Source organism: Nostoc sp. GT001 (assembly GCF_030382115.1).
GTDB lineage: Bacteria > Cyanobacteriota > Cyanobacteriia > Cyanobacteriales > Nostocaceae > Nostoc.
The window spans coordinates 3,900,042-3,916,180 of the sequence record NZ_JAUDRJ010000003.1; the positions used below are offsets into that span (position 1 = coordinate 3,900,042).

At 41.9% G+C, this 16,139-nt stretch carries 12 protein-coding genes; 6 read left to right on the forward strand and 6 right to left on the reverse strand.

Annotated elements, in window-relative coordinates; translation table 11 throughout:
* Nucleotides 1-12 precede the first annotated feature (12 nt).
* Complete coding sequence (locus QUD05_RS19525) at nucleotides 13-3,177, reverse strand: type 2 lanthipeptide synthetase LanM family protein (RefSeq protein ID WP_289797515.1); 3,165 nt, start codon at nucleotides 3,175-3,177, stop codon at nucleotides 13-15.
* A 261-nt stretch (nucleotides 3,178-3,438) separates the two neighbouring features.
* Nucleotides 3,439-5,778 (reverse strand): extracellular solute-binding protein, encoded by a 2,340-nt coding sequence (locus QUD05_RS19530; RefSeq protein ID WP_289797516.1) that lies wholly within the window; start codon nucleotides 5,776-5,778, stop codon nucleotides 3,439-3,441.
* Nucleotides 5,779-5,927: 149 nt separating this feature from the next.
* Between QUD05_RS19530 and QUD05_RS19535 the strand changes: the two genes are divergently transcribed.
* Both QUD05_RS19535 and QUD05_RS19540 read left to right on the forward strand, forming a co-directional pair.
* Complete coding sequence (locus QUD05_RS19535; RefSeq protein ID WP_289797517.1) at nucleotides 5,928-6,731, forward strand: SDR family NAD(P)-dependent oxidoreductase; 804 nt, start codon at nucleotides 5,928-5,930, stop codon at nucleotides 6,729-6,731.
* A gap of 98 nt (nucleotides 6,732-6,829) precedes the next feature.
* Nucleotides 6,830-7,807: a sugar-binding transcriptional regulator gene (locus QUD05_RS19540; protein WP_289797518.1), complete on the forward strand. Its 978-nt coding sequence runs from the start codon at nucleotides 6,830-6,832 to the stop codon at nucleotides 7,805-7,807.
* A 159-nt stretch (nucleotides 7,808-7,966) separates the two neighbouring features.
* On the opposite strand, the gene QUD05_RS19545 is transcribed toward QUD05_RS19540, so the two are convergent.
* Nucleotides 7,967-8,716: an SDR family NAD(P)-dependent oxidoreductase gene (locus tag QUD05_RS19545; protein WP_289797519.1), complete on the reverse strand. Its 750-nt coding sequence runs from the start codon at nucleotides 8,714-8,716 to the stop codon at nucleotides 7,967-7,969.
* A 54-nt stretch (nucleotides 8,717-8,770) separates the two neighbouring features.
* Nucleotides 8,771-10,243 (reverse strand): MFS transporter, encoded by a 1,473-nt coding sequence (locus QUD05_RS19550; RefSeq protein WP_289797520.1) that lies wholly within the window; start codon nucleotides 10,241-10,243, stop codon nucleotides 8,771-8,773.
* Between the two features lie 107 nt (nucleotides 10,244-10,350).
* On the opposite strand from QUD05_RS19550, the gene QUD05_RS19555 reads away from it, so the two are divergent.
* The 4 genes from QUD05_RS19555 (at nucleotide 10,351) to QUD05_RS19570 (ending at nucleotide 13,714) form a co-directional block, all read left to right on the forward strand.
* Nucleotides 10,351-10,509, forward strand: coding sequence for a hypothetical protein (locus tag QUD05_RS19555; protein ID WP_289797521.1), 159 nt, complete (start codon nucleotides 10,351-10,353; stop codon nucleotides 10,507-10,509).
* A 223-nt stretch (nucleotides 10,510-10,732) separates the two neighbouring features.
* Nucleotides 10,733-11,182, forward strand: a complete 450-nt coding sequence (locus QUD05_RS19560; protein WP_289797522.1) for a hypothetical protein — start codon at nucleotides 10,733-10,735, stop codon at nucleotides 11,180-11,182.
* A gap of 306 nt (nucleotides 11,183-11,488) precedes the next feature.
* Nucleotides 11,489-12,517: an Npun_R2821/Npun_R2822 family protein gene (locus QUD05_RS19565; protein WP_289797523.1), complete on the forward strand. Its 1,029-nt coding sequence runs from the start codon at nucleotides 11,489-11,491 to the stop codon at nucleotides 12,515-12,517.
* Between the two features lie 249 nt (nucleotides 12,518-12,766).
* Complete coding sequence (locus QUD05_RS19570; RefSeq protein ID WP_289797524.1) at nucleotides 12,767-13,714, forward strand: glycosyltransferase family 2 protein; 948 nt, start codon at nucleotides 12,767-12,769, stop codon at nucleotides 13,712-13,714.
* Nucleotides 13,715-13,847: 133 nt separating this feature from the next.
* Here the strand turns inward: QUD05_RS19570 and QUD05_RS19575 are convergent, their stop codons facing one another.
* Together QUD05_RS19575 and QUD05_RS19580 are read right to left on the reverse strand one after the other, a co-directional pair.
* Nucleotides 13,848-14,564 carry a ParB N-terminal domain-containing protein gene (locus tag QUD05_RS19575; protein ID WP_289797525.1) on the reverse strand — a complete coding sequence of 239 codons (717 nt, stop codon included), beginning with the start codon at nucleotides 14,562-14,564 and terminating at the stop codon, nucleotides 13,848-13,850.
* Nucleotides 14,564-15,943, reverse strand: a complete 1,380-nt coding sequence (locus QUD05_RS19580; RefSeq protein ID WP_289797526.1) for an AAA family ATPase — start codon at nucleotides 15,941-15,943, stop codon at nucleotides 14,564-14,566. Before QUD05_RS19580 ends, QUD05_RS19575 begins: the two co-directional genes overlap by 1 nt.
* Nucleotides 15,944-16,139 lie beyond the last annotated feature (196 nt).

The window sequence follows — 16,139 nt, forward strand, 5'->3', positions numbered from 1 at the left end:
TCGCACAAGGTACTATAACGATAATACTGAGGGAAGCGAATCTTCAACCAGCCGCAATAACTCATAACCTATCCCCGCAGTCCCCTGAAATAAACCAGGATTAAACACGGAATTTGGCAATTTCAAAAATTGATAACCTCTAGCAAGTTGACCACGATTTACTATCGAAGAAGCTCTGATAAGTACCTCTTCTCGTAACTCTGGTCGGTTAAGTTTTTGTGCAGCTAGTAATAGCATCTCTATCTTGCCAAAATTACCGCACTCAATAGAATCTACATCAATCAAATTATTTGTGTTTGTAGTTCTTACAACTATTTCTAATTCTTGATAAACATCATCTGTCTTTAAAATAGACAAACTAGCTAAACGCGCTAAAATAATTTCCCCTGCAATATCAAACCTGCTGGATTGAATATTTTCTTCTGATTTTTGTAGAAATACACTCCGCTCATAAGTAATTGCTGCCTTTGCTGCTGCTAAATAGGCGGAATCTGCGGTGACAGTATAGAGCCTAAATAGAGCATAAGCAATTCCCCCTGCACCATGAAAGAAACCCGGATGTTGCCCTTGCTGTAAAATATTCCACGCCTGGGGTATTCCTGCCACCTTCACTTGATGGTTTAATAAATGCTGACCGCAGTTAATAGCCCGTTCTAAAACCTTTGTCTCTTGAGTGTGGTGATAAAGAGACAATAACCCCAAAATAGCCCCTGATGCCCCATAAATAATATTAAATTGCTGGTCAGATGCAATCAATTTGGGGGTAATGAAATTGGCAATCCCCTCTGCATCTTCCATAAGTGCAGGTTCCTTAAGAAATTGGCTAGTTGTCACCAAACCGTAGATAAGGGAACCTAAACCCATACCACCCCCAATTCCTTGTCTGACAAATCTGCGATGAGACTCAAAATCAAATGTTTGTAAAAACTTGCGGGTAGAAAACAACGCTCCCATCACCAATTCTCGGAACTGGTTTGTTCCCCTCACATAATCCAAAGCTGCCAAAAATAGAGCAATACCGCTATTACCATTGTAGAGATTATCACCTAGAGGTTCAAACTGAAAACACTTAGCATTGGAAAAGTAGTTAAAACCAATCCACTTCACACTACCATCATTTCCCCAAATTGCCCGTGCTTGAATTTCCTCTGCCAGCCGCGTTGCTTCTTGAAGTAACTGTTGTTTTGTCAAAGAAATTAAGCTATGGCTCTGACTTTTCACGGGTTCTGGAGGGAATGAAGCTGTCTGTAAATTTACTGCCTTTCCTTCGGCATAAAAACAACCTTTAATAATTTCTACTTGTCGCGCCAAATCTGCTTCACTCAAGTTTTCTAGCTGAGTCTGCACAGTTTTGTAACTTGGCTCCTGGAAATACTCTGCAATAGATTTTCCCGGCTCTAACACTAGTTCATCGCTGCCAGAACAAGCACTAAAATAGGGAATATCTAACTGCTCCATTGCCTGGAGTTCCTTTGATAAAATCCCCCAATAATGGGGTTTTTCGTCAACAACCAGAAATGCTCGACTTAGGTGATCAATTTCTATACTTCTATCAATTCCATTACGCAGCCATTTTGGGGATTGAATGTGTTCTAAAATTTTTGCATAAACCTGACTCATCCTAAACATAAATCGCACTTGCACATTTTTCAATGCCGCCAAAGGACTATCCTCAGCTAGTAAAATATGCTTACGAGAAATTAACAGACGATACATCTGTTCAAATCCCCACACAATTTCATCAAGATAGTCCCCACCTTCAAGAGGAATACCATTTAACATGGGTACGTTCGTTAGTGCAGGAGAGGGATGATTCTGACATCTGCTGAGGGCATTATTTTGATAGGCAATGCAGCCATTTTCTAGAAAACCCCAACGAGGGAGAAGCCCGGTACGGACTACAGAATCGCAGAACTGTTTACCGAGTATTTTCTCAACTTCCGTTTCTTGGGGAAAGTCTGCCATCAGTTTCGCCTCTGGTTGCATGAGGGTTTCCATATCCACCAGGACAAAATGTTCCCCATTGGCGACTAAATTCTGATGGTGACAGTCAGTTACTCTTAAGATATGCAGTAAACACAATAGCATTCCCGATCGCTGGTAAAATCGTTGTGCTGCTGCTTTGTCTGCACAGGGTAGATGCTCAACATATTCTACCCAACCATAATCAACGCGATCGCATATTTTTAGAACTTTGAAAGGTAAGGAAATATCCTGCTGATTGCACCAATCTAAGAACTGAGTAAAAGCTACTTCTGCCCCTAAGCCTTTAGGTTTATATACTAGTTTTAGTCCCGATTCAAAGGTAAGGGCAATTACCGTTCTTCCTTGATGATGGGGATCGGAAAGGGAAGGCTGAATGTCAATGACTTTTCCCAGATGAGGCTGGGATGATGAGAATATTTGTTGAATTGCTGGAATATCTGCTTGCAGACGTTGCAGGAAATCTGCGATTGCTTCCACCCAAAAATCAACAGCAGTTGCCATTAAGCGTCCTAAAACAGGATATTGCTGGAAAAACCCTAACATTCCATCCCCTAAGAGTTTCTCCACAAAAGTATTGTATTTATCTTGAGGATTAGTCTGATTTTGTGATTGTATTCCCGTCCGATGAGGAAATTTCTGCTCCAAGGCAACAAAACGGGAATATTCTGCTGTGAAAGTTTTGGCACTGAGATTGAGTAGTTTTTCCAACAAGCTACACTCAAAAGTGAGGTAAGAGGACTCAGAGAGTATTTTTAAAGGTAGATGTTCATCAGATAGGGAATTAGTACCCAAACGAATTAATAACTGCTGTCGCGCCACAGAGATTGTCGGTAGCAATAGTTCTTGAAATGCTAAGGTTTGGGGATTAATCGGAGTCAATGATGGGGGATGAAAATTAGAAGCAGTTTCAATCATCGCCCTTAAAGTCTCTGACCAAACTGGTAAAATTTGACTATCCACTACAGGGAGCGATCGCAAAGCCTGCTGTACTTGCTCAACATCTAAGCCGTCCCAAAGTAGCCGCTTCTGGAATTTTTCCCAGTTTCCATGAGCGCTTACCTTACACCATCGCTGAAGACGTGATGTTAGCTGTTCTTCGCTATCAGTAACTTGTAACTTTTTGCCCAGGCGTTCAGATAAACAGCTAGCTTGAGCAATAATCTGCGTTAAGTCAGATTTTTGAACTTTCATTTTTTAGTAAACATTCCTTGCGAGTGCAATCATGCAAGAAGCAAGTTACATAATTCGTAATTTATAATACCGCTATTGGGTGTACAAGCTACGTAATTAGAAATTTTTACGGATATGATTCGAGCCGCATTAAGGACAAGTCATGTTTCAGCACCCTTTGTTCACAATTATGCAACGCCAAAAAAAACAAATAAAATAGCCCAAAACATTTTAAATTTTGGGCAAAGGATTAAAGGCTTTTATCTTTCTTTAAGTTTTCTCTCAGAATCTGGCTAGTGTTTCTTTTGCTCCAAACTCATACAACCTGCGTAAATAGTTCGTAACTGCATCAACAAAAAGCGGGGACTGCGATAGATCGCCAAAAATCTCAGTTAGGTTAAGCAATGGTTTGGCATCGCCACCACTTGAATGAGCTAGTTGAGTCAGAGTACCTCCTATTGGATCATCGATGGCAATGGCGTTACCTTGGTCATCCAGCCCATTGAGATAACGGAACCAAGCTGCAACGGTGAGGCTCATGTAATCAATCGCCCTTGCTTGGTGCAGCGCATCACGAACTGAGCCTAAAACAAATTTTGGCATTTTGGCGGAGCTATTCAAGCAAAGACGCGGGAGTTGATCTCGAATCTTAGGATTGGCAAAGCGTTCAATTAAGGTTTTTTTGTAATTATCTAAATCAATCCCCGGTACAGGTTGGAGTGTGGGCGTAACTTCTGCCATCAAATTATCAACGGCTTGGCGAATCAATGGATCTGCCATGACTTCATGAACGTAAGTGTAGCCTGCCAAGGAGCCGAGATAGCCAATCAACAAGTGACTGGCGTTGAGCAGCCGGATTTTCATCATTTCATAAGGATGAACATCCTTAGTCATCTGCACACCAACTGATTCCCAATCGGGTCTACCTGCGCTGAAATTGTCTTCGACTACCCACTGAAGAAACGGTTCGGCAACAACTGGAAAGGCATCATCGATGTTGAATTGTTCCGCCACCATTTTGATATCTGCTGGGGTGGTGGCAGGGGTAATGCGATCGACCATACAGTTGGGAAACGCTACATTTTCGGCAACCCAATGCCCCAATTCTGGGTTCTGCATTTGGGCAAATGCGGTTAACATTTTGCGGGCAATGTTGCCGTTACCTTGCAAGTTGTCGCAGGACAATACGGTAAATGGTGCTATTCCCTGTTGACGGCGGCGATCGAGGGCTGCTGTCAAAAAGCCATATACTCCAATTGGTTCATCAGGATGCTGCAAATCGTATTGAATTGTCGGGTGATTGGCATCGAATTCACCGCTACCTTCAATATAGTAGTAGCCTCCTTCGGTAATGGTGAGGGTGACGATGCGGCATTTGGGATCTGCTAAGGTGTCAATCACAGCTTGGCGGTTATCTGGGGCAAACAGATATTTTGTAATTGCCCCAATCACACGAGCGCGATCGCCTTCTGGTGACTTTTCAACCAAGGTATATAAACAATCTTGTGATTCCAGTGCATCCCGCATCCGTTTGTCGAATTCTAGTAGCCCAACTCCGCAGATTCCCCATTCATTACCGAGATTTTGATGAAAGTAATTATCCAGGTATAACGCCTGATGTGCCCGATGGAACCCACCCACACCAATATGGACAATACCATTAGTGATTTGATGGCGATCGTAATTGGGTACGCGAACGTTATTTCCTAAATTAAACAGAGATGCTTCATTCAGTTTGATTGCTGATCCTGTGCTGATGATATTGCTGTTCATTGGATTCATNNNGAGNNNGGTGGTGACGATTGCATCTACCCATATCCCGCATTTGCCTGTCGAGAATAACGCCAGATTCTCGTTAAATCCATTGGAACTGGCTCCCGGCGGCCCATATTTATTAAGCAAATCAACATAAAAGGCGATCGCCTCTTTCCAAGGTGGAGTATTAATTGTCGGTTGCCACTTCATGTCAAACCACCGTCCACCATAGGTATTAACCAATGTGGAAACAAATGCCATGTTTTCACCCCAACCGGGTTTTCCGCGCAGGCAAACTCCATAAACCCCATTTGCTGGATTATGGATTTTGCTTGCCCATTCTCTCATCTGGGGATAAGTTGGCTGTTGAGGAACCGTAATCCCGGCTTTCTCAAACAAATCTTTTCGGTAGTACAGCATGGAACTTTCCCCATAAAATGGCACGGCATAGAGTTTGCCATCGTTGGAAAGTCCTTCGCGTATAGGTTTGAGCAGGTCATTTACGTCATAGTTTGCGCCTAGATCCAAGGGTCTTAACCAATCCCGCCTAGCCCAGATTGGTGTTTCATAGGAACCAATGGTCATCACATCAAACTGCCCACCTTGGCTTGCAACATCTGTAGTTGTGCGTTGACGCAACACATTTTCTTCCAGCACAACCCACCTGAGTTGAATATCAGGATTAGCTGACTCAAATTTGCGAGAAAGCCCTTGCATCACCACCATGTCGCCATTATTAACTGTGGCGATCGTCAGTCTAGTTTTCTCTGCGGCTTGCGAACGTGGTGAACAAGCGTGTAGAAGTTGCACCAGCATCACTCCAGCGAGAAATGCAACCAGCACTTTAGCGAAGCGGGGGATACGCATCGCATGACTCCTTTAAAGTAAAGAAACCGAACGAAATAAATTTTTGATTTTATGCTCTATTTTTGGGCAAAAGCTCAATAATAGAAATCATACCAATCTCATTTGAATGACGACGATTTGCAACAATTCTTCAATAAGAGGTTTAAACTATGACAGCGAAAGCAACCTATCACTTTGCGGGTAAGACCATCCTAATTACGGGCGGTGCGGGAGATATTGGCAAGGCAACTGCACAGCGTTTTGCCGCCAATGGTGCAGGTGTAGCGCTCCTAGATTTGAATGAACCGAAGATGGCAGATGTGGCTCAGGAACTAAAAAACTACAACGTTCCAGTTGGCACATTTCGCTGTGATGTTACATCTGCTGATGATGTTGCCAAAGCTTTTACTGGTGCTGTAGAGCAGCTTGGGCGGATTGATTATGTATTTAACAACGCAGGTTATCAAGGAGTGTTTGCCAAAACCGACGAATATCCTGAAGACGACTTTCAAAAGGTGATTGACATCAATGTTATCGGCGTTTTCCACATTCTCAAGACGGCTGCCCAGCAACTACGTGATGCGGGTGGAGGTGCGATCGTCAATATGGCGAGTTATGCAGGCGTAGTCGGGCCGCCAAATATGCTAGCTTATGGTGCTTCCAAGTTTGCGGTGATTGGAATGACTCAGACAGCAGCGAAAGATTTGGCTCCTTACGGCATTCGGGTGAATGCACTCTCACCTGCGCTCATCGGCCCTGGTTTTATGTGGACGCGGCAAACAGAATTACAAGCAGCAGTAGGTTCCCAGTACTTTGACGCCGATCCCAAAGTGGTTGAGCAACAGATGATCAATTCAGTCCCAATGCGGCGTCTAGGAAGCTTGGAGGAGGTGGCGAGTGGGGTAGCGTTTCTGATGAGCCAAGAGGCAAGCTACATTACTGGGTTTAACTTGGAGGTTACTGGGGGAGAATAGAATTTTAAATATATTTGAGCAAATATTCTATCTTTGGGCATATAATCTAAAAAATTCAAACATACCTTTGATAGATACATAGCTTTTGCAGGTGGTATATGGGAGAACCTTTTTTGGAGCGGCGCGATGCGCCCCATCGTGCTCGCAAATTAGACTTGGCTGCTCATGCTGCTTGGCTCTATTACATCGCTAGCAATACCCAAGAAGAAATTGCCGCAAAGCTCAATGTGTCCCGGCAAGCTGCACAACGCCTAGTGGCACTGGCAGTCAGTGAAAAATTGATTAAATTTCGACTCGATCATCCTTTGAGTGAATGTATTGCTTTGGCTGAGTCATTACGCGATCGCTTTGCTCTGTCGCTTTGTGAAGTAGTACCAACTGATGCAGGCAGTGGTGATACATTATACGGAATTGGTATATGTGCTGCCACCCACTTAGAGGCTTATCTGATGGCTAAAACCCCAACGATACTAGCGTTGTCATCAGGTCGGACATTGCGAGCAATGGTGGAGCAGATTCCCTCAATGAACCAACCCCAGCATAAGATTGTGTCAATTATTGGGAACATGTCCCACTCTGGGCGTGCAGGTCGCCACGAAGTGGTCATGCATTTATCTGATCGCGTCGGTTCCCAAGCTTACCCAGTGCCGACTCCAGTTGTTGCGACTAGCATTGAAGAACGAGAACTTTTGCAGACTCAGCGATCGTTTATCACCGTCAAAACTCTTGCCGAGCAAGCCAAAGTAACCTTTGTCGGAATTAGTCACATTGCCTGGAATGCCCCATTACATCAAGACGGCTTCATCAATGACGATGAGGTGGCTGAATTGATTGAACTGGGAGCAGTCGGAGAAATTGCAGGTTGGGCTTACAGCGATCGCGGAGTATTACTGCAAGAAGGGACAAACAGTCGAGTTGCTAGTGTAGCCCTCGAACAACCGGCTCATCGACTAATTATTGGTGTGGCAGGCAGTGCGAAAAAGGCGGAGGCGATTTTGGCTGCTCTACATGGCAAGTTAATTACAGGGCTGATTACCGATGAAGCCGCTGCCCAAGCCATTCTTTCTAGAGTTTAGTAAGGGACTTGAGTGAAAATAAAGTACCAATAAATCGAGTTTCGACTGCGCTCAACCCTCAGATGTCGAGAGTTGAGCGCAGCGATGCACTGAGCGCAGTCGAAGTGTCGAAACCCTCCTGGCTGGGACACTATTAACCCGCAGATCCCTAAGTTAGCTTTAATGTTCTTGTCCCGTTGGTCGGATGAGGATTTCGTTGACATTAACGCGTGGCGGTTGGGTAACGGCATAAACGATCGCAGCAGCAACGTCTTCGCTTTGCAGAGGTGTAATTGCCTTGCGTCGTTCTTCAATCCGTTGTTTGGCAACGGGATCGGTAATTTGGCTGTCAATTTCCGTATCCACCAAACCAGGTTCGATTATCGTGACGCGGATGTTGTCTTTATGGACTTCTTGACGCAATGCTTCAGACAGAGCATTAACACCCCATTTGGTAGCATTGTAAACACCAACGCCCGCCCGTGCTGTCCGGCCAGCCACAGAGGAGATATTGACTATATGCCCCGATTTTTGCGCCTTCAACAGAGGCAAAACGGCATGAGTAGCATATAGCAGTCCTAATACGTTGAGGTCAAACGATCGCCGCCAGTCTGAGCTATTTCCAGCTTCAATAGTGCCCAGTAAGGCAATCCCTGCATTATTTACAAGGATATCGACCCTTCCCAATTCTGCATTTGCCTTTGCCACCAAGTTATTTACCTGAGTTTCATCAGTCATATCGGTGACAATAGGCAATGCCTTGCCACCATTAGCTTCAATGCGTTCTGCTAACGCCTGAATGCGATCGCCACGCCTAGCAGCAAGCACTACTATTGCTCCTTCAGTTGCCAAGGCGATCGCAGTTGCTTCTCCAATTCCCGCTGAAGCACCAGTGATAATTGCTACTTTTCCCTCTAATTTTCCTGTCATTTACCTAACTCCTTAGTAATTGATAATTGGGCATTAGGAGTGCTGAGTTAGGAGTTAGGAGTTTTGTTTATCTCCTTGTCCCCTTGTCCTCCCCTGCTCCCCTGCCCCCCCTCTACCGATCCTTAAAACAGACGCAACAGCTGCCCCACACAGTATTAGGGCTGCGAAGCGAAAAGTTCCTTGGAACCCTGCAACGATCGCATCAGGAGGGGCGACAGAGACATCTGCACCCGCAGACATGCTTGCGATTAAGGCTCCAAATACTGCCCCGATTACAGAAACTCCTACGGTGTTACCTGATGTACGTGATAAAGACAGCAGCCCAGAAGCAATCCCTAGCCGTTCCCTCGGTACTGATCCCATAACAGTGCTGTTATTGGGCGATTGGAATAAACCCAGACCAATGCCGTAAATAAAATAGCGCGATACATAACCTAACTCAGTAATTTGAGCGTCAAAGGTGCTAATCCCCAGACAGCCGCCAATCATCAACCCCAACCCAATTGAACTGATTAGTCGAGCGCCAAAACGGTCTGAAAGTATTCCAGCTAGTGGGGCAATTAACCCACTAAGTACAGGTGACACGGCTAGTAATAGCCCTACTTTTACCGTCGGATATTGCTTGACCCTCTCTAGAAAGAAAGGGACGATGAGTAGCGAACCGCCAATAACAATGAATGCTAGCCAGCCACTTAGCAAACCCATACTCAACTGAAGATTGCGAAACAGCTTTAGCTCTAATAGTGGCTGCTTTAGAATCGCTTCAACTACCAAAAAAGTCGTGAAACTTACAGTGGCGATCGCTAATAATACTAATGCATTGGTACTGCCAAAGCCCTGGCTTTGCCCTAGCGTCATACCTAAACCAAAACTACCTAGAGTCAATAAAGCCAATATGGCTCCCAAAAAGTCAAATTTCTGTTTACCTTCAATGCGTGCAGAAGGTGGTACCACACGAGCTATTAAGAAACTAGCGATAATCCCCAAGGGTACATTGATGAAGAATATACTATGCCAGCCTGACCAGCTTAAAAGCAATCCGCCAGCAGAGGGGCCAAAAGCAATTCCCAGTGACACTACACTACCGATGACGCCAACAGCCCGACCTCGTTCGGAAGAGGGAAAAACTTCTGCGATGATTGCTAAACCCAGTCCAGAAATGAACACAGCGCCTAATCCTTGAAGTGCCCGAAAGGCGATCAACCACTCGATACTAGGTGCAAAACCACACAATAGCGAACTGAAAGTGAATAGAACAAGTCCCCCCTGGTATAAGGACTTCTTACCCCACATATCTCCTAAGCGGGTTGCTCCCAAAACTAAACCGGAACTGACCAACTGGTAACTCAATACAGCCCATTGAGTCGTAGGGAAATTAGTGCCAAAGGCTTGTACTAATGTGGGCAAAGCAACATTAATGATGCCCACATCCAGGGTAGACATGAATACCCCAAGTCCGACACCGAGTAAGACCCAATTTTTTTGAGAGCCTGATAAAGCCAGAGGTTCTGCTTGGAATTGTGCCAACGTTTAGCCTCCACCTTTGACTTTACGGTTGTGAATAGTTTGCATACGTATATTCATTGTAGGATGCTATTCTCGCTACTAAGTTAAGGAAACTAAATTCCCTAACATTGGCGATTTTGTTGAATGCGATGCCTGCGGCGGGCGTAGCGATCGCAGCAAGCACTTCCTTGAGAAATGCTCTGGATGAATTGAAAAATTCCGGTTTATGTCAGGTATCTAGTTCTCCATCGGCAAGGCGGCTTTTCCACTTGTCATATATTTGGTAGAGTACTTAAGTACTCTTAACTTTGCACTCCTTCGGCTATATCAACAATAGTATTCAACAAAGTACGGTAATTTGATGGAGTTACTGTAATTGAGACTAGTTAGCAAACTATCATAGACAACTCTCAGAAGCAAGCTCTAAAGAAAATGGAGAATAGGGAATGGGAAATGTCAATTATTAAAGTCACATGTGCAACTGCAAATAAGTACGTTTTTGTATAAGCAATGACTCAAAAAGCTGCCTTATCTCAATTTGCTTTAGGATTTATTGCAGGCTTTGTGTCTGTTTTGCTATTTCATCAAGGTGTGTTGGCGCTGCTACATGCAGTAAATTTTACACCTCGCGCTCCTTATTCAACTGCACCAACACAACCATTAGAAATCCCGCAAATTTGGTCAAATGCTTTCTGGGGAGGAATTTGGGGACTGATTTTGGTAGTAATTGCACCTCGTTTTCGACATGATAAAAACTATTGGTTAGGAGCTTTAGTCTTTGGTGCAATTGCTCCGACGCTAGTGGCTTGGTTTGTGGTTGCACCACTCAAGGGTCAACCCATCGCTGGCGGCTGGAAACTTGTGGGAATAGTGACAGGTTTATTGGTTAACGGTGCTTGGGGCGTGGGAACCGCCGGGTTGCTGAGATTATTCTCTAGGAGGCAATTGTTTAACAGCTAGAGTTTTAGGCACTTCTAAGTAAGTGGGTAATGTTTAGTATCATCAAAACTAACCAAAATAGCTTGTTCCTTTACTTCAGCAGAAGGTTGAAAATGTGTATATTATTATTTGAGAATAATCGGTCAAAAAATAGCGATCGCATTATTCGCGTTAGACCATTTCTGTATAAAGATGCGTAGAAAGAACCTCACTGCCTGCGGCACTTCCCCGCAAGTTCGCGGGAGTTGGGAAGGTTCAAAATAATGTGCAGCTTCACAGAGAATTGGTATTACTCAGTAAATCAAAGATAAAAATAATTTAATTACAATGGATAATTTTGGGATTTACACACTTGCTAATGACGTGGTATTTGACCAACTAGTAGCCTTGCTAAATAGTATTGAGGTGAATGTTAGTGCAGATATTCCTATTTGTATCATTCCCTATGATGACCGCTTAGAGCGAGTTAAGCAGGAGATACATTCTCGATCTAATGTTACCCTATTTGACGATAAAAGCTCGATTCAAAAATGGGATGATTTTGCCGTTCAAGTTTGGAATGCTTATCCAATAAATAGCCGGAAAAATAAGCCTTCTATGGAATGGAACAAAAAAAATAATTTAATCAGAAAAATGTGTGCTTTTGATGGTGAGTTTGAAAAATTTGTGTTTTATGATGCTGATAGTTTGGCAATGAATAAGCTGGACAAGGTTTTAGAAAAACTAGACCAATACGACTTTGTGTTTGATGACTGGGAACACACAAAACAAACTTCAGTTGCAGCTTTCGACTTGCCGAAGTTAGAACAAAAAATGTCTTTGTCTGAATCTGAAATCAGACGAAAAATACACTGTTCTAGTTTTTTTGGTTCAAAAAGGGGTATTTTAGGCACTGAAGAGTTAAAAATACTCAAAAAGCGATTGATAGAAGATAAAGAAGTCGAATGGATTAATGAACTTGCTTGGTGGTGTGACGCAGATTTATTTAGTTACATGACTTTCAGAATTGCTCGGTCGCTATTTAACTTTACACTCAGTCCTAATGGCGAAGATAGAACTGGCAACTGTGCTAGTGTAAATCTATTTGTGAACATTGATAATGTTCTTTACAACCAACAGGGATTAAAACCAATTCATCGTCTTCACTATATGGGCTATGGTGCTATTGAATTTGCCCGCTTGTGTAAAGGTGAGGATGTTAATATTTGTTACAAAAATGAATTTTTACACTATCGCTTTCTGAAGCAACCAGAGCAAAAACCGAAGCGATTAAAGCCACCTAGTATAGCGGCTAGAAGCAATCGATTTATCAAAAAAGTTTGGAATAAAATTAATCAAACTATTTCCTACACTTAGCTTTTGCCCAGCCTTGCTCATTGGTTAAAACGCTGGTTAATCAGCTATTTCGGACTTGTGTATACACCGTAGTGATGCCTTGGGGGGAAATATCTGGTGGAGGGAGTTAGAGGGGGTGGGAAGGACTTGTGTATACACTGTAGCTCCTTGCTAAAAGTAGGGGTTAAGGGGTGGCGTGTTAAGGGCTTTTGCAAGAATATGTATTATGCGTTTAGTTCGTGAGCAATGTCCACTCTACATATTGCAAAAATGCCTAAAGTTAGTGTTTCCATTCCTACGTTTAATCGAGTTAATTTACTGCCTTTTGCAATTGACAGTGTACTCAACCAGTCTGAGCAAGACTTTGAGCTAATTATTTGTGATGACGGTTCTAGCGATCGCACACCCGAATTGATGTCACAATACACAGACAATCGGATTAAATATATCCGTCATCAGCAAAATATTGGTAAAAGTAATAATATGCGCTCTGGCTTTGATGCTGCCACTGGTGAATATTTTATTAAATTTGATGATGACGACCGACTAACACCCGATTTTCTCGCAAGTACAGCAGCTATTCTTGCTCAAGACTCTAGCATTGATTTTGTTGGTACAGACCATTGGATAATTGATATTAACAATGTCCGGGATGAGGTAAAAACTCAAGAAAATTCTCATCGCTGGGGTAGGAAGAATTTACCCGCAGGTGTTGTAAATAATTTGTTGGAAGTCGTATTTATTCAGCAAAGCTTTCAAGTTGGAGCGACATTATTTCGCCGTAAAACCTTGCAAGAATTAGGATATATGCAGCCAAATATGCAAAATTGTGAGGATAATGATTTATTTGTGCGTCTGGCTTTGGCTGGAAAAAAGGGCTATTACTTACCAGAATTATTAATGGAATATCGCTACCATGCAGAGCAGCAAGGTATTAATCGAGCCATTCCTTATTTATTTGATAAAATTCAGTATTTAGAAAATTATAAATTTGAGTCTGAAAAATTAGAGAAAGTCAGGAAAAATCGTTTAACTGAAACGCAACTATTATTAGGTTTACGTTTAATTGAAAAGGGTGAAACGCAAAAAGGCAGAGAGCTACTTTTAGCAGGACAGTCTTTTTCGACTGCTAAAGCTTGGACTGGTTTAGCTTTATCGTTGTTACCAGTTGGCTTGCGAGGTAAGGCGTTTAATGCACTGCGACAGATGCAGGGTTAGAGATTGATATATTGTGCAACTTACTTTTCACGTCATCTAGAAAAGCTGTGTAGGTTGGGTTGAGAAACGAAACCCAACATTAAGCGTTAATTGTTGGGTTTCATTTCGTTCAACCCAACCTACTAGCTAACTACTAATTTCTTGACCACTCATCAATGATAGTCAAAATTGTTTTATCACCCAAGTTTTTAACAGATTTTACTACATCACGATAATCTTCAAACTCTTGCTTTGGCTTCTTATGTCGAGCATCTTCTATAGCTTTCGCAAGTTTTTCCGCCCCAGAAATCCTAGAGCGTTGTAACTTTATAGATAACTCGTCTTTATCTAAAGTGTTCAATAAAGTAAGCGGATTACTCTGTTCACCCTTTTGGGGAATAAGGTTCTCAAGTTGCTTGAACTGACTATCTATCCTCTGTCTTTCTTGTAAAAATTCTGACTTAAACTCATTAAATTGCTTCTCAAGACGTAACTCTAAATTGGCCAGACGTGGTTCTAACTTTGTTGTTTCAGGCTGTGGTGTTACTTGTTTAGTAGAAAAATCAATTCCTTTGAGAGATGCAACTTGTTTTACTACTAAATCCTCTAATTTTGGAGCAATTACAAAAGCATTAACCATCTCACCTTGTCGAGGATTTTTTTCTCTTGCTCTGACAGCAGCATAATATTCAAAATGTCCATCAACAACTGTGTAGCTCTCTACTCCTGTCACTTTCACAACCAATGGTCTGATAATTCCTCCAGTTTCTATAATTATGTCTGCCAGGTTTTCTAAATCAGATTCTGCAAAATTTGAACGAGGTTCATTAGAAGCAATGCTTTTGACATCCACTAAAGAAAAATTAATCATTAATAAACCCCCATTTTTTGGATAACTTCATCTGCTAATACATTAAATTCTTCAGCTGAAATTTGAGCCGAAGTTTTTAACTCGGCAAATTTTATAATAGATTTAGGGTCAGGATATTCTAAATCTCCAACTGGGATAGTGTGATTCATACATTCTGATAACGCTGTTCTGTCATAAATTACAGCTTCCATAAGTGGCAGTTGATAACGCTCTGAAACTACTTCTCTCTGCTTAGGAAAATTGTATTGTAAAAATTTAGCATTTGTTGAGATTTTAGAAGCAAGAACGCCCATTATACTAATAGGCGGTTTACCCATCATTTCTCTCGATTCATTAATTTGATTAACAAAATTTTTAACCGTTGGTAAACCTTGGTTAGCAAATGGTTTCAAATCAGATGGAATTATCAGGTAATCAGTAGCAATCAGTGCAACTTCAGCATACAAATCTCTAGAGGGAGGAGTATCAATAATTACAATATCATAGTTATTTTCTACCTTTTTTAGTTTTGTTACTAGCCTACTCCTACTAGCTAATATTTTATTCAGTTTATCTTGATATTCAATTAATGTAATATGTGAAGGAATAACATCAATTTCTGGATTGTTGAAATAATCAGATGTACGTACTACTTCTGGAATAAAGTTAAAATCTCCTGACTCTAATAAATGATATACGTTTAACTCTCTTAAATTATCATCTTCTTCAAATTGAAATTTGATTAATCCTGTAGCAAAAGTAGTATTCGCCTGGGAATCTATATCAACTAAAAGTACATTTTTACCTTTTTTACGTAATGCCGCTGCGAGATTGACTGCAACAGTAGTCTTACCTACACCGCCTTTATTGTGGTAGATTGCAATCGTTTTCATGGAATGTTGCCTCTTTATTTCAAAATTTAAATTATTTTCAGTTATTTGGACTTCTGGCTTATTTACTAGCTGTCCTTCTTTAAGACTCTCTCGACCAATTAAACTTTTAATTTGATCTAACTTAATTTCAACTTCTTTGCCAGAACATTGAAATATTAATTGAATATCAGTCTGTAATTTTTGATAAATTCTAATCTCTTTGCCATTAGTCAACAATCCATGCCTGACATTCAAACTGGTTAAATAATGCCTGAGTCGGGGAACATGATGATTTAAGTTTTGTTTGGGATGCTTTGCCTCCATGACGACACTCAGCGGGGAGTTGGCATCTAAGACAAAGGGAATCACTTGGGCGGCAAATGCTAAAAAATCTAAGCGGATGCTACCAATGGCAACTTCTTGATGCCAGGTGTCAGGAGTATAACCTAGCTGTGGTAGCAAATATTGCACTATGAGTTTGCTTTCAACTTCGCTTTCGTTACGGCACATCTCAGGATTAAAAGGCAATATTTTTCTACCTCTAAATAATTATTTGACTGGGGACAAAACCTGATATTTGCTAGATTATGGCATAGCCTTAATTATGTTGAGTGATATAAATCACTTAGAAAATATAAAAAATTATCACAAAACTAGTACTGATGCTGATAAAGTAACCAATTTTGAGAGCTAGCCATATTCAAAATTAACAGGCTACGTATGT

Excerpts from the sequence above, each read along its gene's own strand:
- QUD05_RS19545 (WP_289797519.1), bottom strand. The coding sequence starts at position 8,716 with ATGACAGGAAAATTAGAGGGAAAAGTAGCAATTATCACTGGTGCTTCA.
- QUD05_RS19565 (WP_289797523.1), top strand. The coding sequence starts at position 11,489 with ATGGATAATTTTGGGATTTACACACTTGCTAATGACGTGGTATTTGAC.
- QUD05_RS19535 (WP_289797517.1), top strand. The coding sequence starts at position 5,928 with ATGACAGCGAAAGCAACCTATCACTTTGCGGGTAAGACCATCCTAATT.
- QUD05_RS19575 (WP_289797525.1), bottom strand. The coding sequence starts at position 14,564 with ATGATTAATTTTTCTTTAGTGGATGTCAAAAGCATTGCTTCTAATGAA.
- QUD05_RS19525 (WP_289797515.1), bottom strand. The coding sequence starts at position 3,177 with ATGAAAGTTCAAAAATCTGACTTAACGCAGATTATTGCTCAAGCTAGC.
- QUD05_RS19540 (WP_289797518.1), top strand. The coding sequence starts at position 6,830 with ATGGGAGAACCTTTTTTGGAGCGGCGCGATGCGCCCCATCGTGCTCGC.
- QUD05_RS19570 (WP_289797524.1), top strand. The coding sequence starts at position 12,767 with ATGCCTAAAGTTAGTGTTTCCATTCCTACGTTTAATCGAGTTAATTTA.
- QUD05_RS19560 (WP_289797522.1), top strand. The coding sequence starts at position 10,733 with ATGACTCAAAAAGCTGCCTTATCTCAATTTGCTTTAGGATTTATTGCA.